The sequence below is a fragment of the Rhizobium sp. WSM409 genome, assembly GCF_057653825.1.
Window position 1 is genome coordinate 594,595 of the sequence record NZ_JBYGKP010000002.1, and the last position, 24,807, is coordinate 619,401.

Annotated in this window: 21 protein-coding genes and 2 pseudogenes; 12 read left to right on the forward strand and 11 right to left on the reverse strand. The window is 56.7% G+C overall.

Annotated elements, in window-relative coordinates:
* Nucleotides 1–170: 170 nt before the first annotated feature.
* The 6 genes from AC25BC_RS26355 to AC25BC_RS26380 all read left to right on the forward strand — a co-directional run bounded on the left by AC25BC_RS26355 (nt 171) and on the right by AC25BC_RS26380 (nt 7,846).
* On the forward strand, nt 171–1,625 hold the full coding sequence (locus AC25BC_RS26355) for an ABC transporter substrate-binding protein (protein WP_128439761.1): 1,455 nt from the start codon (nt 171–173) through the stop codon (nt 1,623–1,625).
* Nucleotides 1,626–1,695: 70 nt separating this feature from the next.
* Nucleotides 1,696–2,625 (forward strand): carbohydrate ABC transporter permease, encoded by a 930-nt coding sequence (locus tag AC25BC_RS26360; protein ID WP_128439877.1) that lies wholly within the window; start codon nt 1,696–1,698, stop codon nt 2,623–2,625.
* A 1-nt stretch (nt 2,626) separates the two neighbouring features.
* Nucleotides 2,627–3,460 carry a carbohydrate ABC transporter permease gene (locus AC25BC_RS26365; protein WP_064682883.1) on the forward strand — a complete coding sequence of 278 codons (834 nt, stop codon included), beginning with the start codon at nt 2,627–2,629 and terminating at the stop codon, nt 3,458–3,460.
* A 27-nt stretch (nt 3,461–3,487) separates the two neighbouring features.
* Nucleotides 3,488–4,513 carry a Gfo/Idh/MocA family protein gene (locus tag AC25BC_RS26370; RefSeq protein WP_128406343.1) on the forward strand — a complete coding sequence of 342 codons (1,026 nt, stop codon included), beginning with the start codon at nt 3,488–3,490 and terminating at the stop codon, nt 4,511–4,513.
* A 79-nt stretch (nt 4,514–4,592) separates the two neighbouring features.
* Entirely contained in the window at nt 4,593–5,759 is a 1,167-nt protein-coding gene (locus tag AC25BC_RS26375; RefSeq protein ID WP_025397870.1) for an ABC transporter ATP-binding protein, read from the forward strand.
* A gap of 179 nt (nt 5,760–5,938) precedes the next feature.
* Nucleotides 5,939–7,846: a methyl-accepting chemotaxis protein gene (locus AC25BC_RS26380; RefSeq protein WP_128439760.1), complete on the forward strand. Its 1,908-nt coding sequence runs from the start codon at nt 5,939–5,941 to the stop codon at nt 7,844–7,846.
* A 58-nt stretch (nt 7,847–7,904) separates the two neighbouring features.
* On the opposite strand, the gene AC25BC_RS26385 is transcribed toward AC25BC_RS26380, so the two are convergent.
* Nucleotides 7,905–9,179, reverse strand: a complete 1,275-nt coding sequence (locus AC25BC_RS26385; RefSeq protein WP_025397872.1) for an ROK family protein — start codon at nt 9,177–9,179, stop codon at nt 7,905–7,907.
* 452 nt (nt 9,180–9,631) lie between these two features.
* On the opposite strand from AC25BC_RS26385, the gene AC25BC_RS26390 reads away from it, so the two are divergent.
* The 6 genes and pseudogenes from AC25BC_RS26390 (at nt 9,632) to AC25BC_RS26415 (ending at nt 14,959) form a co-directional block, all read left to right on the forward strand.
* Nucleotides 9,632–10,918 carry a DegT/DnrJ/EryC1/StrS family aminotransferase gene (locus AC25BC_RS26390; protein ID WP_128439759.1) on the forward strand — a complete coding sequence of 429 codons (1,287 nt, stop codon included), beginning with the start codon at nt 9,632–9,634 and terminating at the stop codon, nt 10,916–10,918.
* A 135-nt stretch (nt 10,919–11,053) separates the two neighbouring features.
* Nucleotides 11,054–11,725, forward strand: coding sequence for an HAD family hydrolase (locus AC25BC_RS26395; protein ID WP_012755356.1), 672 nt, complete (start codon nt 11,054–11,056; stop codon nt 11,723–11,725).
* A 146-nt stretch (nt 11,726–11,871) separates the two neighbouring features.
* Nucleotides 11,872–12,360: a GNAT family N-acetyltransferase gene (locus AC25BC_RS26400; RefSeq protein WP_012755357.1), complete on the forward strand. Its 489-nt coding sequence runs from the start codon at nt 11,872–11,874 to the stop codon at nt 12,358–12,360.
* Between the two features lie 379 nt (nt 12,361–12,739).
* Nucleotides 12,740–13,324, forward strand: coding sequence for a glycerophosphodiester phosphodiesterase family protein (locus AC25BC_RS26405; RefSeq protein WP_245459876.1), 585 nt, complete (start codon nt 12,740–12,742; stop codon nt 13,322–13,324).
* A 44-nt stretch (nt 13,325–13,368) separates the two neighbouring features.
* Entirely contained in the window at nt 13,369–13,851 is a 483-nt protein-coding gene (locus tag AC25BC_RS26410) for a hypothetical protein (RefSeq protein WP_245459875.1), read from the forward strand.
* A 33-nt stretch (nt 13,852–13,884) separates the two neighbouring features.
* A pseudogene (locus tag AC25BC_RS26415) lies at nt 13,885–14,959 on the forward strand (hypothetical protein).
* Nucleotides 14,960–15,307: 348 nt separating this feature from the next.
* On the opposite strand, the gene AC25BC_RS26420 reads toward AC25BC_RS26415, so the two are convergent.
* The 10 genes and pseudogenes from AC25BC_RS26420 to ccoN all read right to left on the reverse strand — a co-directional run bounded on the left by AC25BC_RS26420 (nt 15,308) and on the right by ccoN (nt 24,288).
* A complete protein-coding gene (locus AC25BC_RS26420) occupies nt 15,308–15,979 on the reverse strand; it encodes a Crp/Fnr family transcriptional regulator (protein ID WP_128439758.1) in 672 nt (223 codons plus the stop codon).
* Nucleotides 15,980–16,013: 34 nt separating this feature from the next.
* Nucleotides 16,014–16,172: a cbb3-type cytochrome oxidase assembly protein CcoS gene (gene ccoS / locus AC25BC_RS26425; RefSeq protein WP_003549679.1), complete on the reverse strand. Its 159-nt coding sequence runs from the start codon at nt 16,170–16,172 to the stop codon at nt 16,014–16,016.
* Entirely contained in the window at nt 16,169–18,454 is a 2,286-nt protein-coding gene (locus AC25BC_RS26430; protein WP_487778565.1) for a cation-translocating P-type ATPase, read from the reverse strand. The genes ccoS and AC25BC_RS26430 overlap by 4 nt, the downstream gene beginning before the upstream one ends.
* Complete coding sequence (locus tag AC25BC_RS26435) at nt 18,451–18,936, reverse strand: FixH family protein (protein WP_128439756.1); 486 nt, start codon at nt 18,934–18,936, stop codon at nt 18,451–18,453. Before AC25BC_RS26435 ends, AC25BC_RS26430 begins: the two co-directional genes overlap by 4 nt.
* Nucleotides 18,933–20,501 (reverse strand): cytochrome c oxidase accessory protein CcoG, encoded by a 1,569-nt coding sequence (gene ccoG / locus AC25BC_RS26440; protein WP_128439876.1) that lies wholly within the window; start codon nt 20,499–20,501, stop codon nt 18,933–18,935. The genes AC25BC_RS26435 and ccoG overlap by 4 nt, the downstream gene beginning before the upstream one ends.
* Nucleotides 20,502–20,700: 199 nt before the next feature.
* A pseudogene (locus AC25BC_RS26445) lies at nt 20,701–20,885 on the reverse strand (hypothetical protein).
* An 11-nt stretch (nt 20,886–20,896) separates the two neighbouring features.
* A complete protein-coding gene (gene ccoP / locus AC25BC_RS26450) occupies nt 20,897–21,760 on the reverse strand; it encodes a cytochrome-c oxidase, cbb3-type subunit III (RefSeq protein ID WP_003563092.1) in 864 nt (287 codons plus the stop codon).
* Between the two features lies 1 nt (nt 21,761).
* Nucleotides 21,762–21,914: a CcoQ/FixQ family Cbb3-type cytochrome c oxidase assembly chaperone gene (locus AC25BC_RS26455; protein ID WP_003549664.1), complete on the reverse strand. Its 153-nt coding sequence runs from the start codon at nt 21,912–21,914 to the stop codon at nt 21,762–21,764.
* Nucleotides 21,915–21,922: 8 nt separating this feature from the next.
* On the reverse strand, nt 21,923–22,657 hold the full coding sequence (gene ccoO / locus AC25BC_RS26460; RefSeq protein ID WP_003563090.1) for a cytochrome-c oxidase, cbb3-type subunit II: 735 nt from the start codon (nt 22,655–22,657) through the stop codon (nt 21,923–21,925).
* An 8-nt stretch (nt 22,658–22,665) separates the two neighbouring features.
* Complete coding sequence (gene ccoN / locus AC25BC_RS26465; protein ID WP_003563088.1) at nt 22,666–24,288, reverse strand: cytochrome-c oxidase, cbb3-type subunit I; 1,623 nt, start codon at nt 24,286–24,288, stop codon at nt 22,666–22,668.
* Between the last annotated feature and the right edge of the window lie 519 nt (nt 24,289–24,807).

Genomic DNA, 24,807 nt, shown 5'->3' on the forward strand with positions numbered 1-24,807 from the left:
GCGGAAATTTTGGTGACCACTTCTTGACACTAACATAAGTTTGTGCGAGGTACAAACTAACCGCTTACAAAAGGCGAATTAGGGGTAACAATCTCAGATCGACAAGCGGAAGCCCGGTGGCTCCGCTGAAGGGCCGAGGTTGGGATACGAAGCAACTGAGGAGGCTGTTTATGACAATCGATATCGGAAATATGTCGCGACGTGACCTGCTGAAAAGCGCTTCCGTCGCAGCTCTTGTGGCTGGCGCGGGATCACTGGCCATTCCACGGCGAGGAGCCGCGCAGGATGCGAACACGGTTCGCGTCCTGTCCGTTGAAGACCCATTCTTCTTCTCAATGAAGGCGTTGGTGCCGGAATACGAGAAAGAAACCGGTATCAAGGTCGAACTGGAGAGTCTCTCCTATGACGCCCTTCAATCGCGCCTCGTGTCTGCCTTTGTCGCCAAGACCTCAGACGCCGACGTCATCGTTGTCGATCAGATGTGGCTCGGGCAGTACCTCGACAATGGCTGGATCATCTCGCTGAACGATTTTATTGCCCAGGACAGCGAATTCGACCTCTCAGACTTCATCCCGGAGGTCCTTTACTCCTCGAACATGTGGCGCGGCCAGATCGGGACATTGCCGGTCGCCGCCTATGCCCAAGGGGTTATGTACCGCAAGGACGTGTTTGACAAACTCGCCATTGAAGCGCCGCCGACCAAGACCTCGGAAGACTGGACCTGGACCAAATATGTCGACACACTGAAGTTGATGGAAGGCAAGTCATTTGGCGGCAAGCCGTTGTTTCCCACGGTTGTCTGCGGCTCCCAACCGTCGCCGATCGTCCACATGTTTACGCAGGTGTCGGCAAGCCACGGTGCCAACTGGTTCAAATCATTCCCTGCCGACCCGTGGGATTTCTCTCCGCAGTTGACAAGCCCCGCCTGGGTCAAATCTGTTGAAGTCTATAGGCAGCTCTACAAGCTGTCTCCGCCTGAAGCGATCAACTATGTCTGGTTCGACGCCGGCACCCGTTTTGCCAAAGGTGACATCGGGATGTTCTACTGGTGGACGCCGTACTTCTACCTGATCAAAAACTCGGGCTACATGACCGGCAAGAAGTCGGACGTGATGGACAAGTACGCGACGGCGGCCTTGCCAAAGGCTGAGGGCGTGCCTCAGACGGTCAGTCTCGGCGGATGGAGCCTTGGCATCCCATCCAGTTCCGAAAGGCAAGAAGCAGGCTACGCCTTCATCAAATGGGCGACCTCGAAAACCACGCAGAAGAAAATGGCTCTTTGGCCGGACCTTAACTACCAATTCTCCGACTTTGCGCGTGTTTCACTCTACGAAGACGAGGAAGTCAAAGCGCTCTACCCGTACCTCGATGTGCAGTATGCGATGATGAAGCAGGGTAACGGCAAGGTCACACGCCCGCCTGTACCTGGTTACACGGCCATTGAAAGCGTGCTGGGCCTCACATTGAACCAGCTTTTGACCGGTAGCGAAGAGCCGAAGACCGGCCTTGAACGTGCCAACAGCCTGTTCGAGAGCATCCTGAAGGGTAATCTCATGATCCCTTATCAAAAAGCCAGCTACGCAGACACTCTTGACGGGGCCAAAGCCCAGATCGCCAAGAGGTAATAGAGTTCTCCTCGGGCCGGCGCGACAGCGATCGCGCCGGCAGCTACTTGAAGAAGAACTGGATCTGCCAATGCACACGACAACTGTTCGCTCACCGCGAGCCTTCAGGCCTGCCTGGAAGAGCTTTATCCGACGAAACCTGCCTTACTTGCTGATCGCGCCTTCGGTCGTGATGCTGCTCGCTCTGATCGCCTACCCCTTACTGTTTGCCCTACGATCGAGCTTCTACTTCTGGAACCTGCAAATCGGCCCGGAGCCGCTTCAGTTCGTTGGCTTCGAGAATTATGTGCAGGCCTTTAACGCCTTTGACTTTCGCGCCGCACTGACCAACACCTTGATCCTGTCGATCCTTGGCACGACACTTGAGTTCACGTGTGGCCTTGCGATCGCCCTCATCCTGCTCAAGGCACTGCCTGGCATGAACGTCGTGCGTGCCCTGCTGATCCTCCCCACCACGATTGCCCCTATCGTCGTCGGATTTTTGTTCCGCTATCTCTATGATCCAGGCGGTGGACTGTTGAGCTGGGTGTTGCAGTCGCTTTGGCTACCTGTGCCGGCAGAGGGAATTCTTGGCTCGCCTTCAACCGCACTTGCGGCAATCCTCTTCGTCGACATTTGGCAATGGACGCCGTTCTTTGCAATCGTCCTCTACGCAAGCCTCTTAGCCGTTCCTGACGAAATCTTGGAGGCCGCACGACTGGATCGGGCATCCGCGTGGACGATCCTGATGCGTATCAAGCTGCCGCTGATCAAGCGCACCGCGATTATCATCGTCATGCTTCGCTTCATGCAGATCTTCAACACCTTCGACACGGTGCTTGTGCTCACCCGCGGAGGACCGGGCACCTCGACGCGCACCCTTGGATACTCGCTCTACGAGCAGGGCCTCGTCAACTTCAACATTGGCCTTGTCAGCGCAATGACCTGGATCACCGTGCTGATCGTCAATGTCATCGTTGCCCTCTACGTCTTCTTCGCGTTCAGAAACGAGGAGTGGTAAAATGTCCCGTCGTCGCACAAGCTTCAACACGGCACTCACCTACGCCGCCGGCCTCCTCTTCCTGGCAATCTTCGTTGGGCCGATCCTATGGTTTATCGCTCTTGCCGTACGCCCGGCCGAGACGGCCTTCACCATGCCGCCGCAAATTACCTTCGAGCCCAATCTCGACGCATTCCGGCACATCCTCGTCGATCCCGGCACCAATGCACCGCAACTGGTCAACAGCCTGATCGTCGCTATCGGCGCCGTGTTGCTCAATCTGCCCTTTTCCGTTCCTGCGGCCTACGCGTTGTCCCGTTTCAAGCTCCGAGGCAAGAAGAACATCATGTTGTGGTATCTCGGGCTGTTGATGGCCCCGCCAGTCGCGTTCCTGATCCCTTATTTCATCCTCATCACGCGCATCGGTCTCCAGGGTTCCTACTTCTCGATGGTCCTCGTCCTGCAGACGCTGACGATCCCGTTTTCCGTCTGGTTGATGAAGAGTTTCATCGACGAGGTGCCGGTGGAACTGGAGGAGGCTGCCCGGGTCGACGGCGCGCGATGGTACACGATTATGTTGCGGATCACGCTACCGATCGTTCGTCCCGGCATCATCGTAACCTCGATGTTTGCCTTCGTGTTCGCATGGAATAACGCGGCTTTTCCGCTGGTGCTGAGTTCGCGCTCCACCGCCACCCTCCCGATCGGAACACTTGGATATTTCGCTACCAGCGGCGTGACGTGGAACTACATCGCCGCCGCCGCAGTGCTCGCGATGATACCGCCGATGATCATCTTCCTTGTTTTCGATCGATACGTCGTTCGAGGCCTCACCTTCGGTTCGGTGAAGGGCTGAGCTTTCCCTTATGAATGGAGTAATGCAATGAACAAACTGCGAATGGGCGTCATCGGCGCCGGTCTTTGGGGCGGCAATCATGCCCATACCTTTAATGTCTTGCCGGAGACCGAACTGGTCGGCGTCTGTGACCTCGATGAGGGCAGGGCGCTGAAGATGAAGGAAGCCTACCGCGCAACGCAGGCCTTTACCGACTATCAGAAGCTGATCTCAAGCGATCAGATCGACGCCATCTCGGTTGCGACACCTGACTTTACCCACACGCCGATCATTCTGGCCGCGCTGAAAGCCGACAAACACGTATTGAGCGAAAAACCGCTTGCGACGACAGTGCGCGAAGCCGAGGAAATTGCTGCGGCCGCCGCAAAGTCCAAGGGCAAGCTGATGATTGATTTCCATAATCGTGTGAATCCAATCCTCGCCCAGGTTCGTGACATGATTCAAGACGGTCAGATCGGCTTGGCAAAGCACGGTACTGCGCGTCTTTCGAATACGACATTCGTTCCGTTTGAAATGCTGAGCTGGGCCGCGAAGTCTTCTGCACTCTGGTTCCTGGGCAGTCATCTGGTGGATGTCCTGCGCTTCATCCTGGCGGACGAGGTCGTACGGGTTTATTCCGTCGCCCGCTCGGGGACCCTGTCGGCCGGCGGCGTGGATACAAAGGATTTCCATGTCTCGGTGCTTGAATTTTCCAAGGGCACGGTCGTGACCATGGAGAACAGCTGGATCCTGTCGCGTGACAATCCTTCGCTTGTCGATTTCAAGATCGAGTTTGTCGGCGAAAAGGGCCAGGTCCAGGCGGACCCCACCCACAATGGCGGCCTGCGAAAGATCGTCGACGGCGGACTAAAATACAATGACTATATCGGCATAACACCAACCGGCGCGACGCGCATCGGCGGCTTTGTCCTGGAATCCATCGCTCGTTTTGTCGATAGCGTCGTGCGCGACGCTCCGCTACTGGCAGATGCACAGGACGGCCTGGCGAACACCAAGACCCTGGCAGCCATCGAGGAATCCGTCGCGACCGGCAAGGCTGTGAACATCGGCTAGAGCCGGAACCAAAAGCGCGGGGCATGTCCGCACGAACAGTGCGGCTTGCCTCGCTTGAAAATACGGGGAGTAAATAAAAATGGCGTCCATGACCTTCGACGGGATCGGCAAGACCTTTCCGGACGGAACCGTTGCCGTTGCGAATGTAAGTTTTTCGGTGGCCAACGGAGAATTCGTCGTGTTGGTCGGCCCGTCCGGTTGTGGCAAGTCGACATTATTGCGGATAGCAGCGGGTCTTGAAACGCTCAACAGCGGCCGGTTGCTCATGGATGACGCTGATGTCACCGAGACTGAGCCCCAGGACCGGGATATCGCGATGGTTTTTCAGAACTACGCGCTTTACCCCCATATGACTGTCTACGACAATATGGCCTTCGGTCTGCAGCAGCGCAAAATGCCCAAGGACAAGATCGATAAGCTGGTGCGTGACGCGGCGGAAATGCTCGACCTTACCCGCTATCTCGAACGCAAACCAGGGGCGTTGTCCGGTGGTCAGCGCCAACGTGTGGCAATGGGTCGCGCGATCGTTCGCCATCCCATGGCCTTCCTGATGGACGAGCCGCTTTCAAACCTTGATGCCAAGCTCCGCGTACAGATGCGCGGCGAACTGAAGCTGCTCAACCAGCGGCTCGGCGTAACGACGCTCTACGTAACCCACGACCAGGTCGAAGCCATGACCATGGGCGATCGTGTCGCTGTGCTGAAGCCAGTATTCAATGGAGAGGAGAGCAATCTTCAGCAGATCGACACCCCGCAAATGCTCTACGACAAGCCCGCCAACCTCTTTGTCGCGGGCTTCATCGGATCGCCCGCGATGAATTTTGTGCGCGTCGAGCTGACTGCGGAAGCCGGGTCACTCAAAGCTGCGGTAACTGGAACGCAGATATCCTTCTCCGTCGCCGCCAAGCCGGCACTTTCGGAATATATAGGCCGGCAGGTCATCGTTGGAATTCGCCCGGAGATGTTTCTGGTTTGCCCCGCGTCTGAAGCCCTCTTCAACGAGCAGGTCCCGGTTGCCGAAGCGCTGGGAGCCGACACCTTCGTCTTTTTCGACATCGCGTCACCGCCGGTCAACGTAAACGATGCCGAAGATACCGAAGACTTTCCAAACAAAGGTAAGAACCGACTTGTCGCGCGGATCCCACCGGCGCTCACACCGCGTCCCAACCAACATTTGCCGCTCACTGTCGATCTGGAGAAATTGCACTGGTTCGATCCGGTAACCGGAACTGCGATCCGAGACTGACAGGACATCCGCAAATTATCGCCACACTAGGAATTCAAGTCTTTTCTCCTGCCCTCCCAGGCAACTTGGCTGTCGTCGAATACGAGGTCGGCGGCAGCCATTTTTTTCTTCGGATTCCGAATTTTGAAATGCAGAACCTGAACATTCATGCACCGTGACAGAGCTTAGAGGAGTGGCTTGTGAAACATGTTTCCATTGTCGGGAAGTTCTTTGTCATCATGGCGATTTTTGGTGTCACGGCGCTGGGACTGACATTCTATCAGAGCCGCCAGATGCTTGCGGTAAACGACGGTTACCAAGGGCTTCTCGACCGGGATGCATCTGCAGCGCTTCGATTGACACAGTCAAACAGAAGTCTCGAAACGGCGCGTGCCAGCATCAGCGACATGGTGATGACGCGGTCGAAAGAAGCGAAGGCGCGGGCAGAAGCAGGTCTGAATGACGCGCGAGAGAACTTCGTCAGGTTCATGGATCTGGCCATCCAGGCAGTTCCCGAGCAGGGTGAACTGCCGAAGTTGAAGGCGGATGGATTCTCTGTCCTGACCGACACGTGTGGTGCAGCGGTCGCTGTGGCCCGCGGCGCGACCAGTGAAGCCGAGCTTGCCATGGTACAGCAACTCTATCTGACTTTATGTCAACCCGCCTTCGCTGCCATTTCACCGAGGTTTACGTCCGTGACGGAAGAACTCGCTTCAGACGCGGAGCAAAAGCGTGCTGATGTTTTACGCGTTGTCGGTGACACGTCAGTAGTGAGTTTGGGAGCAGCGATTGCCGCACTGCTCGCCGTCTCAGTCTTTGGTTTCATCACGATTCGCTCCTGGTTGGTCGAACCCATCAAGCAGATGGTTTCGACGATGAAGGTCATTGCCGAGGGCGATCTGACGTTGTCTGTTGAGGGAACGATCCGCCGTGACGAGATCGGATCCATGGCCCGCGCAGTGCAAATCTTTAAGGACAACGAGTTACGGACACGCGATCTCGAAAAGGATGTAGAGGCCAGTCGTGGGGCAAGCGAGATCGAACGTACCCGCCTCGCCGACACCGAGCGCCAGCGGGCACGTGATATGGCGGAGGCCACGGCCGGGCTGGCTGAGGGCCTGAAGCAGCTTGCGGGCGGCAACCTCGTGTTCAGTCTCGACGTCAGTTTCGCTGAGGATTTCGAACCATTGCGCGCAAATTTCAACGCCGCTGTTGTTCAACTCGCTGAAAGCCTGAGAGCCGTGTCGCACACTACCAGATCGATAAATGATGGCGCGCAGGAGATCGCTTTGAGCGCGCAGGACCTGTCCCGGCGGACTGAGCATCAGGCCGCTTCTCTGGAGGAAACTGCCGCCTCCCTCGATCAGATCACCCAGAATATCGCCAGCTCTAGCACGCGCACGGCGGAAGCCCGACACGTTGCGGTCGAGGCGAACAAATCCGCCCGTCATTCCGGGAAAGTTGTTTCCAGCGCTGTCGCAGCAATGCAGCGGATCGAACATTCTTCCTCGCAGATATCGGCTATTGTCGGCGTGATCGACGAAATCGCGTTTCAGACCAATCTCCTGGCCCTCAATGCAGGCGTTGAAGCGGCACGGTCCGGCGAGGCCGGAAAGGGCTTTGCAGTCGTTGCACAGGAGGTGCGGGAGCTTGCTCAACGCTCAGCGCACGCAGCAAAGGAGATCAAGGACCTGATCCTCAATTCCGTTGACGAGGTCAGCAGTGGCGTCACGCTGGTTTGCGATACCGGTGAGACGCTCAAGATAATCGAGGAACAAATCGTGTTGATCAACACCCAGCTTGATGCAGTCACGGTTGCTTCCAATGAGCAGTCGGCAACTCTTTCCGAGATCAATCGGACTATCAATCAACTGGATCAAGTTACGCAGCAAAATGCTGCCATGGCCGAGGAGTCCACGGCTGCAAGTACTGCACTTGCCGCAGAGGCAAAGCGGCTGCGGTCGATCGTCGCCGGGTTTCAGATTGACATCGGCAATGGGATCTCCGACCAGCGAACCGATCAGACCAACGCCGGTACAGCGTCGATGTCTTCACCACCGCGACTTAGGCTGGGAAAGGGTGCGCACCCAGTCGGAACATTGAGATAGCTCGGCAGCGCCATTTGGCGCCGTACAATACATACCCGAGGATCGCATGCGGAGGCAGTTAGATGACGAAATTCAGCAATTCAGAAAGAAGCAGACTGGCGGCACCGCGTAGAGCAGCCAGGCATTCGCCATCTCCGAAAACAAGGGCGATATCATCACCTGGGCGATGGAATACCAGATCGTGGAAGCTTTCCTGAATCAGACGAAGAATGGGGCCTCCCCCCCGTACAATGTCCCCGTGAATAACAATGAAATTCGGCGCCATAAACTGCTGGAGGTTCGCCAGGCCAACCGCGATATTGAACGCGTAGTCGCGAATGAGATCTCTCGCGCCCGGCACGTCCTTGTCGGCCAGCGTCGACAATCGGCTCACATCCAGGGAGAGAGGTCGTGGCAACCGCCTGACCTTAGCTTCGGTCCTTAGCCACTTCGAGCTGGCGATCGTTTCCCAGCATCCGCGTCTGCCGCACTGACACATCCGACCTTTGATGTCTACGGTCGTATGACCGATTTCACCACCTGCACCTGCGGGTCCGCGATAGAGATGTCCATCAAGGTAAAGCGCTCCGCCCAAAGTCTCTCCGATATAGACCGAGGCGAAGTTTCTCCGACCGCGGCCCTGTCCAAACCAGCGATCCCCAACGAGCAGCGCCCTCGTATCCTGATCGACGCAGACTGTGACTCCGAAACGCTTGTTCAATTCGGTTTCGAGCGGAAATCCATCGAGGAAAGGCGCAAGGCCGACGGTCACGATCGTGCCAGTCTCCGTATTGATCATTCCTGCGACGGCTACACCGATCCCCAAGATCGGCTTTCCAAATGCGACCGCTTTTTCGATACAGGTGCTTATAATACGGAATGCGTCGGCCGCATTTGCTACGTTCTTCGGGAAGTAGACGACATTTTGCGCATAGACCTCGCCCTCCAAAGAGACCAAACACGCACTCACTCGGTCGTGCAGCAGGAGCACCGCGCAAATTGGCCTTGCGTCCTTGGAAAACCACAATTTGGTAGCCGGCTTGCCGCCTGTTTCATTGGGAGGGATCACCTCTCCTTCCGCGAGCACCCCCTGATCGAGTAAAGGCTGCACTATCCCACCGATAGTTCCTCGAGTCACACCGGTAACGCGGGCCAGATCCGCCCTGCTAGATGCTCCTATGTCGTACAAGGCTTGTAGCAATCGTCCTCGATTTGCGGCCCCTAAAGTTCCCGTCGAGATTAGTTTTTGAGCCAGCATAATGCCCTTACCGCTTTCGCTTTTTTGGCTATCGTCAGGGCTGCTCTCATTCTCTCCAAGCCGGAAAGCTTGAAGTCTTCTTATCAACGAGTCCATTTCATCCGATCCTGTTTTACGAATCCAACTGAGCCTAAGCGGTGAGCACTATCAGCCGGATAACTGGAGCTCCCCGTTCGGACCGGATCGTGTTTTTAGGGCCATCTGGGGCTCCTTCAACGCGTCTTATGACCGCACGTGCCGCCTGGAAAACCCGGAAAGATCCCCTCACAAGGCTTTCCTCAATGACCTCAGATGTCCGAGTAATCGTTAAAAAACAATTGAAATATTGAAGTGACGAGCCGAAGCGGAGCGGGGCTCCAATGGCTGCGCCAATTATTCCACGCAGCCATATACGAGATGCAGTCTGTACTTGTCTATATTGATGCCCCCACATATATCTTCATATATACTTGATTTTATACTCACTTTTAACTTTTGCATCTCCGAAAACGGTGATAGCGATTGCGAGGGCTGATCAGCATTTCAATGAACGATGATTGGACAATGCAATGAGCGGATTTGGTGCACCAGAGCGCAAAACGCGCAACGCGCAAGGTGCTTGCGCAGTCGAGAAGCTCGCCATTTTCGGCGGGAAGCCCGTGATCCCTCTGGGACGCGTCATACCTTGGCCCGCGGCAGAGAAAAAGCACTTGGATGCGCTTCGCGGAGTTGTGGATAGTGGGAAATATCACCGCGTCAATCATCCAATTGTCAGCGATCTGGAGCAAAATCTTGCAAGGTGGATTGGAAAGTGGCAAGTGCGGGCTGTCGGCAGCGGAACGGCGGCCATTCACATTGAACTCGACTACTTCAAGGAGCGCGGGGAGCAAGTTGTTACCGCGGCACTGAATTGGCCGGGAGCGGTAGGACCAATTACAATCAATGGCCTTGAACCCGTCTTCGTCGATGTCGACATGAGCGTAGCCGGGATTGATCAGCGGGCGGCCGCTGAGAGGTTCAACCCCAACGTCGCTGCGGTTCTGATCACCCACCTTTTCGGGAACAATGTTCTCGTCCCCGATGGAAGGCATGCTGCGCGTGCTCAAGGAATTGCGGTAATCGACGACATCTGCCAGTCGATCGCAGCCGCGAAAGCAATCGTCGGCGGCTCTCATCTTGATGCAGACGCACTCGCTCTTTCCGGAAACGGCGCTAAACACCTTGGGGCCGGCGAGTTGGGATTTGTGATAACGGAGGACGACGACCTAATTGCACATGTTGATCGCGTATCGCTGTCAAGCTCGTCTCGCAGCGGAGCGCGAATATTTTCGCCTCTTTCCCAAGGGTACAATTACCGGCCCAACGTATTCTCTTCATCTATTGCGAAGCTGCGGGTCACAGAGATGGATGCGCAACTCGAAATTCGAAGAGACAATAGCAATCTGTTATGGGAGATGATCAGCGACCTTGCGGGTATACTTCCGCTTTTCGACCCGTCAGACCGCGACCATTCGATGCTCAACTTTCCTTTGCGGATTGAACCTGAGGTGCTTGGCTTTCCGCCAGGTCCGGCTGCAAGGGATTTCGTCGTCAAATCGCTGCAGGCCGAAGGTGTGCCTATCTGCGTTTGGCTCACGAAGCCCGTTTTTGAATATCTCCCGGAAATTCGCAACAAGTGGAACGCCGCCGATTTTCCACACACCGTGAAAATATTGGATACGATGTTCTACGTCTCCGAGATCGCACCGCCAAATGGTGGCGAGTTGATGCATCTTTACGCAGATGCTTTTCACAAGGTTTGGAGTGCTCTTCATAAGCAGGGGCCGGAGATCGCAGCTGGAGCAATTCCCAGCTGAGCACCACGCGTCGCGACAATTCCCCGGGCCGCAATAGTCTAACCCACAGGTTTTAAGCACACTCTGCTCAATGGGCAAACATCTAAGCAGCACTGGGACAAAACTCAAAGCCATTTCTACGACGAGGCCCCTTGTATGTCTTTCTCAAAAAAACCGGAATTATTGATCTTCGACTGCGACGGGGTCCTCGTCGATAGCGAGCTTATCGCAACCGCGGTGCACATCGAAGCGTTGGCGAAGTGTGGCTATATCATATCCGCTGAAGAGTATAATGATCGTTTCGTGGGAATGACTGACCAGCAGAGTTATTCAGTCATAGAATCCGAGCGGGGCCTCCGCCTACCAGAGGATCACCATGAAAGCGTTATGGCCGAAATCGCAAATCGTTACGCGCGTGATCTGCGCGCGACCAGCGGCGTTCGGCAAGCGTTGCAAGCTATCAATTTGAAGAAGTGCGTCGCGTCGAACAGTGACACTACAAAGCTCTGCTTGGCACTCATAGTCACAGACCTACACAAGTTTTTTTGGCCCCATGTCTTCAGCGCTTCGCAAGTTGCTCGTGGGAAGCCGGCTCCGGATCTCTTTTTGTTTGCTGCACAGAATATGAAGAAACCAGCTGGCAGTTGTCTTGTTATTGAAGATAGTGTTGCGGGAACCCAGGCGGCGGTGGCTGCGGGGATGACGGTGATTGGCTTTGTTGGTGGCTCCCATTGCCTACCTGGGCATGGAGAAAAACTGGCAGAAGCAGGTGCGATAAAGCTGTTTAATGACATGGCGGCACTGCCACAAATCTTGGCTCGTTTGTGATCACCAATTGCGCGCAAGCGATCCGTTTGAGCCCCGGTATCACTGTCCAGATTCATGGTGCGTGCGATAGCACTAGGGTAGTGCACGGGCTCGTCATTTGACTATCCGCGCTTGTTTGCTCGGACCGCTAAAGACATGGAGACACTATGACAGCTGAAACTCCGGTGACGATAGATTACCTAGAAGGATTTCCGAATTTCCTTTCCGTTTGCACAAGCTGGGCCTTCGGACAATGGGGTTGTCAATCGTATGGCTCATATGAACAAACGCGACGTGAGTTTGAAGCCGCAACGAGCGGTTCAATGCCGCTAACACTTATTGCCATTGAAAACGCGGTGCCCGTAGGAATGATCACGTTAGCTGATCGTGACTTCGACGGAAAATCCAATCTATCTCCATGGCTTAAGTCGCTGTATGTCCATCCATTCCACCGCAATAAAGGAATAGCCGCGTTGTTGATTAAGCGGCTGGAGCAGGAGGCATCGCGTCTCGGTTGCAAAAGCCTCTACTTGGTAACAGAGGACGCGCGCGTTCTTTACGAAAAGAGTGGCTGGCAGGCAATTAACTACGTCCAAACACCGTTCGGCGCAGCAGATTTGATGACGAAGGTTCTGCCGGAGAGTCCACTTGACTGAAAAACCCCTACGCCACAGCGTTGAGAACGCGATATTGCGACCCCTTTGGTGTGATCCAATTTTATGGACCATCTTGATGTTGCTGTTGCAGCCATAAACGCCAGCGGCGACCGAGGCGCTGGCTCACTGTCCCTTGTCGCTGCCATGGCATTCACCCTGCTTCCGTTCCCACCAGCTTAGCCATTGCTGAGATGCTTGTGCTGCAAAAAAGCCGCAGGTGTAAGAGGTACGACGTAGCGAGCTAACGAACATTATCATCGAAAGGTTCTGAGTCTTTATGCAATCCAGCAACAACGTAGCAGCGTCAGCGACTCTTCATTCTAGCTCCTGGCGTTTTGGCCACCTCTGCGGCCGGTCGTGTCTGCGAGCATCGCTCATATTGACTTCTTTTTTTGCCTTCGGCGTTTCATCTAGTGCCGAAGCAGCGGCTCTGCTGCCGGTAAAGCCTTCACCATATCTTGTAAGTGCGATTACGAGAAACATGTTTAAGGTGCCGGAACCCGACGATGACCTGGTCATCTTATCGGCGCACCGCGGATCCTGGGAGATCTATCCAGAGAATTCTGCCAACGCCTTGCAAGACGCCTGGAATTCGCAAATCGAGAGCGTGGAAGTCGACGCCCGCTTCACTGCGGACAAAGAAGTCGTTCTATCTCACGACTACAGGATTGACCGCGTGTCAACTGGAAGCGGTTTTTTATATAACCAAAACTTTTCTCAATTGAGCCGGACGGATCTAAGGGACCGGCATGGTCGCGTTTTTACGGATTCGCAGGGGCACAAGGCTAAGTTCCTGACGTTCTCTGCCGCGCTCGATCTACTCGCCCAATATGTTTCCGACGATGGTCGTGGTTACGTGATGATCGTGGATGTCAAGGCGGCGGTCGATGATCAGGACCCGACCGATCCCATCGAGCTCATGCAACATTGCCTTGACAATTCTCGCGACCAAGGCGAACGCTGAAACTCAGCAAAGCCGTCGTATTCAAACTCAAAGCGAAGGATGCAGTGGATGTCGGCACGGTCTTGAATCGGACGACCTACGACCCCGACCTCATTGGTGGGCTGATTATTGTCGAGAACCCGGATGACCAGAACGTGAAGGATTCCAACTATGATCCGCACGAGGACTCAATCTACGATCAATGGAATGTGGCGCCGTTTTTCATTCAATTCGAGATGAACCAATTCTACAAGGGCGACGGTCTTCAGGCGTATTTCGACTATACCGACCAGAAGCAGGGCTTCGCCACCTATCATGAACGTAACTACTATCCAGAGGGCGTTGCCAACAGCGCTGGCAAATGCTGCTTCGAGCATAACACCGATCCTAGGTCGACCGCGCAAGGAGGTATCGTTCCCGATTACCGAGGTGATCCGGAGATGGCGATCGTCAATCGTACGAATCTCATCACCACCGATTTACCCGACGTAATCGGCGACATGCTGCGCCAGATGGGGCGCCGCAACACAACCAAACTCAGCCGCTAAGGCGAGACCAACGCGTCCACAAAGGATTGTTTTATGAATTATGGCAAAAGAATCTTCCTACTGTTTTCTGCGGTGGGTTGTCTTGCTGCTGGCGTGGGCCAATCAGCATCATGCATCGATGAAGCCAATTGTCTTAGAAGCGCATCCGGCAAAGTATCTCAGACCCTCACACCGAAGGTCGTGCCGATTTTCGGGCAATATCCAAAGGTGTACATACACGACTCGGCGGCAGGATTGGATTATCCAGTGCCTGAAAATACGAGGCAGGCATTTGACTTTTATACCAACAAGACTTCTTTCAACTTTCCACCGCACGGATCAGTCGAGACCAGTCAACCCGCATCGATCAGACCGGACCGAGGATTCACAGTCCTTTTGGTGGAAAAAACCCGAGATAATACCGTTCCTAACGGCGGTAGCGCGCTGTCGCTACTCAGTTCAACTTCGAACGGCGCCTACCTATCCTTCGCGTTAGGTGCCACGCCTAACGCCAATGGTCAAAAGTGGTCTTTTGCAAAAAGCCTGCTTCAAAGTGGAAGGGCGGATACTGCGTGGTGGCAAAAGCCGTGGGATATGAACGTTGTGGGGCCAATAGGCGCATTCTCCGGCACAGAGTGGATTTACTACACCTTCACTCCAGACGGCAAACTTCGCATCGACCGTTTCGCGCCATATACCTATCTTTTGGTGTTTACAGCTTACCAATGGGATGAGGCTCGACAGCGGTTTCCCGCATTCTGCCTACAGCTCTGGTACGCCAACCGGCCGGCCGAAATCCGTCACTTTCGGCTCGGTTGGGCCATGGGTTATTGGCGCGGCCGCGGTGCCCGGGCAGAGCTCGCCCATGATCGAGCCAGTAGAGGCACTGCCGGGCTTTGAGGGAGTGACGATCTTTTCGACGCCGTTGTCCATGAAAGAAGTAATAGCGTATCAGAACTCCCTGAAGTCGAGCGATTTTCTCGATGTCGACATGCTGCCATGCAATAGCGGCCAGTACCTTTCGGGTGAAATCAAAACCCCTTGTGGTACGGCTCGTCCTGGCAATCCTCCGTCCAATGTTAATTCGGTGGCTCGAAATGAGATCAGCAACAAAATCGAACGCCAGTGACTCTCATTCTGTTCCGACGGCAGTTAGACGGAACCAGTTCCAGGGACGACGGTTAGCGGGGAAAGCTGCGCGAGAAATTGATCGTGACAAACAAACAGAGCCGTCTCCAGGCAGCTGAGTGGACGGATTGCGTGACCATCAATAGTCGGCACCCCTCACAGACCCAATGCCCGCATCATATTGCGAGGGCGGCAATGTGTCATGCGGGGTGCATGGGTGTGATCGGACGCTGGATCTATGATCGCTGAGATCAGAGGCGGGATCGATCGAAATCAAGCAGCCTTCCGATTTTCATGAGGCGTTTCTGCTTGAGCCTCATCTCGGATATTTTGTGCCGGTTAGTTAAGGTTAGCACGCCTTGCGAAGCAGATCGACGCTGTCGATTAGGAGGGCCTTGCCTCTGACTTTGACGCCCGACGCCGCAAGCGCCGCAAATGCGCGGGAAAGGGCTTCCGGTGCCAATCCCAGTTTGCCGGCTAGGATTCTCTTCCGATAAGGAATACGGAACGTGATCCGTGTGGTGGTCGTCGATGCGGAGCAGCGGCTTATGAGATAGCTTGCCACCCGTTGCGCGGCCGTCAACAACCGATCTCCCGCAATACAATCCATCGCGCCGAGCAGGTGCCTGACCATGATGCGCATGACGTTCCGATGTACGACCGGATATTGCGCGGCGAACGCCTGCAAGTCCGTAACCGCAAACAGCGCGACCTCGGCCCCGTCGGCGGACCGCGCGCTATAGGCATAGGAGTCGCCCCCCACGAGGAGATATTCCCCAAAGGTGTCGCCCGGCTCGCACACGCAGATATCCGCCTCGCGCCCGGCGGATTCCGATTTTGAAAGTCGGACAAACCCGTTCATGACGCAGTAGACGAACGATGCCTGCTGACCCTCGGTTATGATCTTCTCGTCAGCGGCGAAGGTTCGAAGCTCAGCCGTTGCGGTGAATTGCTCCGCAGTCGCCTGATCCAAACCAGCGAACAGTTCAGACTGCAGAAGTACAGAATTTTTCGCAAGCATCCATCTTCCTTTCGTGTTTGGACCCAGTGTGCGGTCAGGGTTCTCGTTGATCGGTTTCGTCCTCGGCGAGGATTCGCCAGGCGGCGCCTTGAAGGTCGTCATACTGGCCGCTCTTCAGCGACCAAAGGAATGCCAGGAGTCCTATTCCTCCCATCAGTAGCGCGATCGGTATGAGATAGATCAACATGTTCATGCGGCTTTGACCTCCGCACTCCTGCCGATCCCTCCTCGAGTGTGCATACCCGGACGCTTGCTGAGGGCGTTCAGCCGCAGTGCGTTGGTCACGACGATGATCGAAGATGTCGACATTGCCACCGCCGCTATCAGCGGCGTCGCCAATCCGGCGATGGCGATCGGCACCGCCAGAACGTTGTAACCAATGGCGAGAGCGAAGTTCTGCCGGATGAGGCTGGCGGATCGTCGCGCAACGGCGATCGCTTCCGGAACAGCGTCAAGGCGATCGTTGAAGAAGACGAGGTCGGCCGCCAGTCTGCCGATATCGGAGGCCGTGGCGGGCGCCATCGAGACATGCGCGGCAGCAAGCGCCGGGGCGTCGTTGATCCCGTCGCCAACCATGAGCACGCGACGACCTTCGCCATTCAGCCTCTGGCATTCCTCGACCTTCTGTTTCGGCGTCAGAGAGCCCAAAGCCCTGTCGATACCCAGGGCATGCGCCGTATTGTCGACGACGGTCTGCCTGTCGCCCGACAAGATCAGCGTTTCAAGGCCGGCTGCATCGAGCCGGTCGATGGCCTCGCACGCACCCGGATGAAGCGTGTCATCGAAGAAGAAGCGGGCAAGATCGACGCCATTCTTCGACAGGACCACTTCCGAGAACGGACTGTCGGCGGTGCGGGGCACGAAGCTGGTTCCGCAGGCAAACGCCGCGTTGCCCAAGCGATAGATATCCGCTCCGTTCCTGGCTTCCAGTCCCCCGCCGGGGATTTCCGTGACCCTGTCGAAGGAGATGGGGGCAGTTTCGGTGTCCCGCACCAGAGCCCGAGAAAGAGGATGCCGTGAATGCGCTGCCAATCCACCGGCGATTGCAGTGGCGCTCTCGTCCATGGCATCCACTCTGACAAGGCGCGAACTGCCCATCGTCAAAGTGCCCGTCTTGTCAAAGGCCACGGTGTCGGTCTCAGCCAGTCTTTCGAGTGCTGAGCCGTCCTTCACCATGATGCCCTTCCGGAAAAGCTCCCCCGCGGCGACGACCTGGACCACGGGCACGGCAAGACCCAATGCGCATGGGCAGGTGATGATCAGGACCGCTACGGCGACCAGCATGGCCTGTTTCCAGTCTCCGCCCAGGAAGCCCCAGGCAAGGAAGGAGACCAACGCCAGCAGATGCACGACCGGCGAATAGAGTGTCGCAGCGCGATCGGCGATCCTGCGATAGCGAGCTCTTCCGCCCTCGGCGGCTTCCATGAGGCCGATGATCTCCGAGAGAAGTGAATTCTTGGCAATTCTCGTCGCCCGCAACACGAGCGAGCCGGTCAAATTCATCGCCCCGGAACTCACTTCGCTGTCGCTGGCGACGGCGACGGGGCTGCTCTCGCCGGTGACGATGGAGAGGTCCAGGTCGCTTTCTCCGCTGACGACTATGCCATCGACGGGAACCCGTTCGCCTGCGGCTATCGAGATTTCATCCCCCGCCGCGATCTCTTCTACCGCAATGTAGCGTCGCGCCCCGTCCGGATTGATCAGCAATGCTCCGCGCGGGGCCAGCCGTGCCAGTCCGTTGATCGCTGCCCGAGCCTTTTCCCGCATGATATGATCGAGGGTTCTGCCGATCAGCAGGAAGAAGAGCAGCGAGACCGAAGCGTCGAACCACGCATGCTCGCCGTGATGGACGGTCTCCCACAAGGAAACGGCATAGGAGAGCGACACGGCGAGTGAGATCGGAACGTCCATGTTGGTGCGCCCGTGCCGCAGCGCATTCCAGGCCGATTTGAAGAAGAAGCGCCCCGCATAAACCAGCGCGGGCGCTGCTATCATCGCCGAGATCCAATGAAACATATCGCGCGTCGCGGCATCTGCACCCGACCAGACCGATACGGAGAGCAACATGATGTTGGCGGCCGCAAAACCGGAAACGCCGATCGCGAGGAGAAGCTGATTTCTGGTCTTGTCGTTCTCGGGAGCTGAAGGCGTGAAGAGATGCGCGCGATATCCGGCCGAGTTGATCGCTGCGAGGATCTCGGACGGATCGGCGGCATGCGTCTCGATCTCCTCCTGGTAGACGCAGGTCACCCTTCGAGCTGTGAGATTGACGCGCGCCGTCTTGACGAAGGGAAGTGTCAGCAGCGCCCTTTCTATGGCCGAAATGCAGCCACCGCAGTGAACGTCGGGAACACTCAGGTCCAGCTGACGCAATCCCTCGCCGAGCGGCTGACTGGCAAGACGGACCTCTTCGGCACTGAATGATGTCGTGCTGAGGGCAAGCACGCTTTCCGCGTCCATGGTACAGCAGGTCATTGGTTCAACTCCGCGCTATCGATGCGTTTTGCCTCATGCATGACGACCACGCCGCCGTTGCGCGAGATGGCCTCGACGATCCAGTCACCTTCGGCTAGATCATGTTCCGCTTCGAACCGCCCCGCGGCTGCCTTCTTGAGCGTAAGGAGGAAGTCCTCGTGGTCTCCGACGGGCCGTTTGAAATTCAGAACGACGTCGTCGACGATCGCAGGCGATCCTCTCTTGTCGTGAATGTCGTAGCGGATCTCGTGCCCCTTTATGGAGAGGTTGCCCTCGATGCCGGAAGCGGCCATTGCCTTCATCGCCGCCGCTTTGCGGTTGAACTCCTGACTGGCGACATAGGTGTTTTCCACGACCAGACCGCTCCAGCTGGAGGAGGCATAGAAGGCCATGGTGACGTTCACCGCGATCACCACGCCAAAGAATGCCGAGGTCGCAAGCAGCATGTGCAGGCCTGTAAAACCTTGAGCGGAGGTCTTCATTTGATGTCTCCCGGTGCATTGAACGCCGCGCGGTAGGTTGCCCGATCGGCATGATCGGTATCTTCGATAACGAACAGAAATTCATTGATCGCGGCTCCGGTAGGCTTGCGTGTAACGAAGACCTTGAGCGTCGTGGCCGCGTCGGGTTCGGCATGGACTGTAAAGCTGCGAGCGTCTTCCTTGCCGAACTCGGGGATGCGCATCGTCGCCCCCTCCAGCCCGACCAGGCTTATGTTCACATCCCTCGGCGTCGGCACCATGTTCAGGACACGAAGCGTGTAGCCATTCCTGAGAGAGCCGTCGCTTTCCAGAACATATTGGGGGTTTCGGTCGTGAACGACGTTGAGTTCAAGGCGCTCCCGAAAGGTGAGATGGACGAGCATGGCCACGCCGACCGACGCCCAGGCGACTGCGTAAAACACGGTTCTCGGACGATAGATAATACGCCAGTCGAAGTGCCGGATCGCCGGAACGAAGGTCCCATCCTCGTTTCGAACCCTGGACGGCTGGACGGCCGTTCGTCCTTCATCCGTGGCAACCGACATGTTGCTCGAGTATTCGCTCAGCGTGGCGTAGGCGATCAGGCCGCGGGGCTTTCCGAGCTTGTCCATGACACCGTCGCAGGCGTCGATGCAGAGCGCGCATGTGATGCACTCCATCTGCTGTCCGTCGCGAATGTCGATTCCCATCGGACACACCGCCACGCAGGCATTGCAATCCACGCAATCCCCGACCGATAGGCCATTGACCAAAGCCTTCTTGGCGTGACGCGACCGCTGCTCGCCCCGCCAGTCATTGTATGTGACGACGAGAGAATTTTCGTCGAGCATCGCACCCTGGATGCGTGGCCATGGGCACATATAGGTGCACACCTGCTCTCGCATGAGACCGCCGAGCACATAGGTCGTCGCGGTAAGGATGGCGACGGTGGTGTAGGCGGCTGCAGGAGCGCGGCCGGTGAACAGCGAAACAAACAGGCTCGGCGCGTCGGCAAAATAAAAGATCCACGCTCCGCCCGTGACGACGCCGATCAGCAACCAGATCGAGTGTTTGACGACACGCTTCCTCAGCTTGGCAAAGCTCATGGGACCAGCATCAAGCTTCATTCGCGCGTTTCGATCGCCTTCGATCGCACGTTCGACGACGAGAAAAAGATCAACCCAGACGGTTTGCGGACAAGCGTAGCCGCACCATGCGCGGCCAACCGCGGAAGTGACGAGAAACAGGCCGAACCCCGCCATGACGAGGAGGCCCGCTACATAATAAAATTCCTGGGGCCAGATTTCGATGAAGAAAAAGAAGAAGCGCCGTGAACACAGGTCGATGAGGATTGCCTGGTCAGGCGCGTACGGACCGCGATCCCAGCGAACCCATGGAGCGAGATAGCAGATGCCGAGCGTAATCAGCATGACGATCCACTTGAACCGGCGAAACCTCCCCTCGGCGCGCTTGGGAAAAATCTTCTTCCGGGGGGCATAGCGGGGCTGCCTGTTACGGCGTGCATTGACGGGCTCGACGCCGACGCGCTTTATGTCGTTGGGATATGGGGCACTAGAGAGATTCATGGCTCTGTCCGATTTTGACCTCCCCTTTTCCCACCTGCGGGACATCAGTTCCTTGATGCAGATCAAGAAATGCCCAAATGCGATGGCGTGGGAAAGTGATCTTCCTGAAAAAGGAACAGGCCACGCCCTGGACAGAGGGCGTGGCCTGCAGGAGCTGCCGAGGAGAGGCACGGTTGGGACATCCTCGACGAGCTAAGGACTAACGGCGCGTCTGCTTGTGGTCCTTGACACAGGTCAAACTTACCGTCGAATTGCCGATCTTTGTCGGATCGTCCTGCTCGGGTGACGGGGCATCGTCTTGGCATGCGCCGACACACGCGATCGTATGGTGGCGCGCGGCGTGCAATAGAGATCGAGGATCGGGTTGTGGCCGTGAACTGCCATGGCTTTTCTCCTCACGTCCCACCGCCAAGCGAATGCACGAAAATGGTAAGTTCCTTGACCGTCGTATCGCCGAGACGCCCTGCCCAGGCAGGCATGACGCCATGCTTGGGAGCGGCCACCTGACGGATGATCGCATCCTCGCCGCGTGCCTTCAGCCAGATCGCATCGGCGAGATCCGGCGCGCCCATTTCGGCTTTTCCTTTGGCGTCGTCACCGTGACATGCGGCACAGTTATCGACGAAGACCTGTTTTCCGGCCTCTGCGAGACCGGGGTCCGACGGTGTATTGGTCAGTCCCCAGACGTAAGCCGCGACCTGCCTTGTTTGGAGGGGATCCAGAACATCGGCAAACGGCGGCATCTCGGACGCATGAGTGTCCGTATCCCCGTCGAAACGAATCCCCTGCGCGATCGTCGCCTGGATGGCATCCAGGTCTCCGCCCCATAGCCAGTCGTCGTCGTTGAGGTTCGGAAATCCCGGGCCGCCGCTTGCTCCCGAGCCATGGCATGTCGCGCAGTTCACCTTGAATGCAGATGCGCCGCCGGCGATCGCAAATTCGCGAAGGGCAGAATCGGAATCGATCTCGTGTACCGTCTTGGCGGCGATCAGATCATGAAGCGTCGTCTGCGATGCCTTGGCCTGATCCAGGTTCTGCTGCAGCTCGGCGCGGCTGGAAAAGCCCAGCATGCCCTTCGTGGCGTCGGTAATCATCGGGATCGCGGGATATGCGATTGCATAGCCCAACGCCCAGACAATTGTGGCGTAGAAGGTCCATACCCACCAGCGGGGCATCGGATTGTTGAGTTCGCGGATGCCGTCCCATTCATGTCCGGTCGTTTCGACGCCGCTAAATTCGTCGATATGTTTTTCCGACATCTCAATCTTCCTTTAGGGGAATATCGGCGGCCTCTTTCGCCGTCTGCTTGCTGCCTGGGCGAAGGGTGAACACAACGACGCCGACGAAGAATGCCGCCATTGCCAGGAGGCCCCAGCTGTCGGCGAAGTGTCTCATTGCAGTGTAGGTTTCCATGGATCACCTCATCGGTAGCCGGTCGCATCGTCGTAGGTCGAGAAATCGACCAATGTTCCGAGCATCTGCAGGTAGGACACCAAGGCATCCATTTCGGTCAGCGCAGCAGGATCGCCGTCGAAATCGCCGGTCTTCGCCTTCGGATAGCGGGCGAGCAGCGCCGTCGTATCTGCGTTCGGATCGGCCTGGGCCTTAATGTCGGCCTCTGCGTTCGCCAGCATGTCGTCGTTATAAGGCACGCCCACATCCTCGTTGGCCTTCAGGTCCATTCCCACGTCCTTGACCGTCACCCTCTGTTCTTTGAGGAAGGCGTAACTTGGCATGATCGACTCCGGCACGACTGCCCGTGGATCCGCGAGATGCTGGACATGCCATTCGTTGGAGTAGCGTGCGCCGACACGGGCCAGATCCGGTCCGGTTCGCTTGGATCCCCACTGGAAAGGATGATCGTACATGGACTCGGCGGCGAGCGAGTAATGGCCGTAACGTTCGACCTCGTCGCGGAACGGCCTGATCATCTGGCTGTGGCAGAGATAGCAGCCTTCGCGGATGTATATGTTTCGTCCGGCCAGCTCGAGCGGCGTATACGGCCGCATGCCTTCCACTTTTTCAATCGTGTTCTGCAGGTAGAACAGCGGTGCGATTTCGACGATGCCGCCGATGCTCGCGACGAGCAGCGAGCCGACGAGAAGAAGGGTCGCGTTCTTCTCCAGGACCTTATGTTTATCCAATATCGATGCCATGTCTCACCTCACTCGGCGGGCTGTGCTTGGGGCACGAAAGTGGTTGGGATTGCAGCCTCGTTGCGCACGCGGCCGCGGATCGTCATGAACACGTTCCAGGCCATGACGAGACCGCCCGCCAGATAGAGTGTCCCGCCCACAGCGCGCAGCACGTAATAGGGAATCATCGCCGCGACCGTCTCCGCGAAGGAAAAGACGAGGAAGCCTTGGGAATTGTACTCGCGCCACATCAGCCCCTGCTGGATCCCCGCAACCCAAAGCACGGCTGCGTAGACGACGATCCCGAGAGTTGCGAGCCAGAAGTGCCAGTTGACCATCCGCAGGCTGTAGAGACGCTCGCGTCCCCATAGCTTCGGCGTCAGGAAGTAGATCGCCCCGAAGGTGATCATTCCAACCCAGCCGAGTGCGCCGGAATGCACGTGACCGATCGTCCATTCGGTATAGTGGCTGAGCGAATTGACTGTCTTCACCGACATCATCGGGCCTTCGAAGGTTGACATGCCGTAAAAGGCGATGGCGACGATCATCATACGGATGATCGGATCGGTGCGGATCTTGTCCCAGGCACCTGAAAGGGTCATGAGACCGTTGATCATGCCGCCCCAGGAGGGCATCCAGAGCATGATCGAGAAAACCATTCCAAGCGTCTGGGCCCAGTCGGGCAGTGCCGTGTAATGCAGATGATGCGGGCCGGCCCAGATGTACATGAATATCAGCGCCCAGAAGTGGATGATCGAGAGCCGGTATGAATAAACGGGTCGGTTGGCCTGCTTCGGCACGAAGTAGTACATCATGCCCAGGAAGCCGGCGGTCAGGAAAAAGCCGACGGCGTTGTGGCCGTACCACCATTGGGTCAGCGCGTCTTGGACGCCTGAGAAGGCAGAATAGCTCTTGGACCCCAGGAACGAGGCGGGAACCGCAAGGTTGTTCACTACGTGCAGCATCGCGATGGTGACGATGAAGGCGAGGTAGAACCAGTTTGCTACGTAGATATGCGGCTCTTTGCGCTTCAGGATCGTACCAAGATACACGGCGAGGTAGGCGACCCAGACGATCGTCAGCCACAGATCGACGTACCACTCAGGTTCAGCGTACTCACGGGCTTGGGTGATGCCGAGCACGTAGCCGGTCGCAGCCATCACGATGAAGAGCTGGTAGCCCCAGAACACGAACCAGGCCAAGCTGCCTCCGAAAAGGCGTGCATGGCACGTTCGCTGAACCACGTAGAATGAGGTCATGATGAGCGCATTGCCGCCGAAGGCGAAGATTACGGCGGAGGTGTGCACCGGTCGAAGACGGCCGAAATTAAGGTAAGGCGCTACATTGAGGTCCGGGAAAGCCAATTGCAGCGCGATGATCACGCCAACCAGAAAGCCGACCACGCCCCAAAACACGGTGGCGATCAAGCCGTATCGGATCACCTCGTCGAAATAGCCCGAGACATCGACTTTCCGCCTGTGGGCTGCAGGTGAAAAATCAACCTTGCTGATCAGCAGCGCAGCACCCGCGAGCAGGCAGAAGCAAAGAATACCCATGTGGACTGCAAAGAGGTGGTCATGCCCGAATGCAGCTCCTAGCAGCGCCAGAAACGCCGCGACCGTGATCACCATCGTTTCCGTTGTGTAATTCATGATATCGTCCTCAGTGCACAGACGGCCGTTTTCCGGCCGGCTTTCTGGTACTTGCGCCAGGACTGTCATGAAGCCGGTGCTGGCCTCTTGATCCAAGTCAAACTAGGCCAGCGTTTTCCCACTATGTGCGAGGTTGTTTCATTCGTGAAGGGGCTTGGACGCCAGTCTGATGGCTACACTGAAACGACAAACACGAAGATGCAGATCAACACTTTTCGCAGGAACCGCAGGCCGCAGTCGAGCGCCCAGATGATTTCGTGGCTTGCGGAAGAGGACATTCGCGAAGTACACCGCCGAGCCGTCGCCAACGGGGCTATGCGGGGCCATCTTTGACTTTGCTTAAGCCGAGGGGCGTGACCTTCAACGTCGGGGAGGGGCTGTGATCATGTTCGCCTTCAGCCCGGCGAGGAGATGATGGCTGATCTTGTGAAGACCGCGGCCACGAAAACCCGCATCGGCGTGGCTGCAGCTTAGTTGTGAGGCGAACAGGTCATCGTCGAAGGCTATGCGGAGCTCTGC

Coding starts and splice junctions, on each gene's coding strand:
- AC25BC_RS26355 (WP_128439761.1), top strand. CDS start 171: ATGACAATCGATATCGGAAATATGTCGCGACGTGACCTGCTGAAAAGC.
- AC25BC_RS26420 (WP_128439758.1), bottom strand. CDS start 15,979: ATGCTTGCGAAAAATTCTGTACTTCTGCAGTCTGAACTGTTCGCTGGT.
- AC25BC_RS26435 (WP_128439756.1), bottom strand. CDS start 18,936: ATGAAGACCTCCGCTCAAGGTTTTACAGGCCTGCACATGCTGCTTGCG.
- ccoO (WP_003563090.1), bottom strand. CDS start 22,657: ATGGCATCGATATTGGATAAACATAAGGTCCTGGAGAAGAACGCGACC.
- AC25BC_RS26395 (WP_012755356.1), top strand. CDS start 11,054: ATGTCTTTCTCAAAAAAACCGGAATTATTGATCTTCGACTGCGACGGG.
- AC25BC_RS26370 (WP_128406343.1), top strand. CDS start 3,488: ATGAACAAACTGCGAATGGGCGTCATCGGCGCCGGTCTTTGGGGCGGC.
- AC25BC_RS26455 (WP_003549664.1), bottom strand. CDS start 21,914: ATGGAAACCTACACTGCAATGAGACACTTCGCCGACAGCTGGGGCCTC.
- ccoN (WP_003563088.1), bottom strand. CDS start 24,288: ATGAATTACACAACGGAAACGATGGTGATCACGGTCGCGGCGTTTCTG.
- AC25BC_RS26390 (WP_128439759.1), top strand. CDS start 9,632: ATGAGCGGATTTGGTGCACCAGAGCGCAAAACGCGCAACGCGCAAGGT.
- AC25BC_RS26430 (WP_487778565.1), bottom strand. CDS start 18,454: ATGACCTGCTGTACCATGGACGCGGAAAGCGTGCTTGCCCTCAGCACG.
- AC25BC_RS26400 (WP_012755357.1), top strand. CDS start 11,872: ATGACAGCTGAAACTCCGGTGACGATAGATTACCTAGAAGGATTTCCG.
- ccoG (WP_128439876.1), bottom strand. CDS start 20,501: ATGAATCTCTCTAGTGCCCCATATCCCAACGACATAAAGCGCGTCGGC.
- ccoS (WP_003549679.1), bottom strand. CDS start 16,172: ATGAACATGTTGATCTATCTCATACCGATCGCGCTACTGATGGGAGGA.
- AC25BC_RS26365 (WP_064682883.1), top strand. CDS start 2,627: ATGTCCCGTCGTCGCACAAGCTTCAACACGGCACTCACCTACGCCGCC.
- AC25BC_RS26375 (WP_025397870.1), top strand. CDS start 4,593: ATGGCGTCCATGACCTTCGACGGGATCGGCAAGACCTTTCCGGACGGA.
- AC25BC_RS26360 (WP_128439877.1), top strand. CDS start 1,696: ATGCACACGACAACTGTTCGCTCACCGCGAGCCTTCAGGCCTGCCTGG.
- ccoP (WP_003563092.1), bottom strand. CDS start 21,760: ATGTCGGAAAAACATATCGACGAATTTAGCGGCGTCGAAACGACCGGA.
- AC25BC_RS26385 (WP_025397872.1), bottom strand. CDS start 9,179: ATGGACTCGTTGATAAGAAGACTTCAAGCTTTCCGGCTTGGAGAGAAT.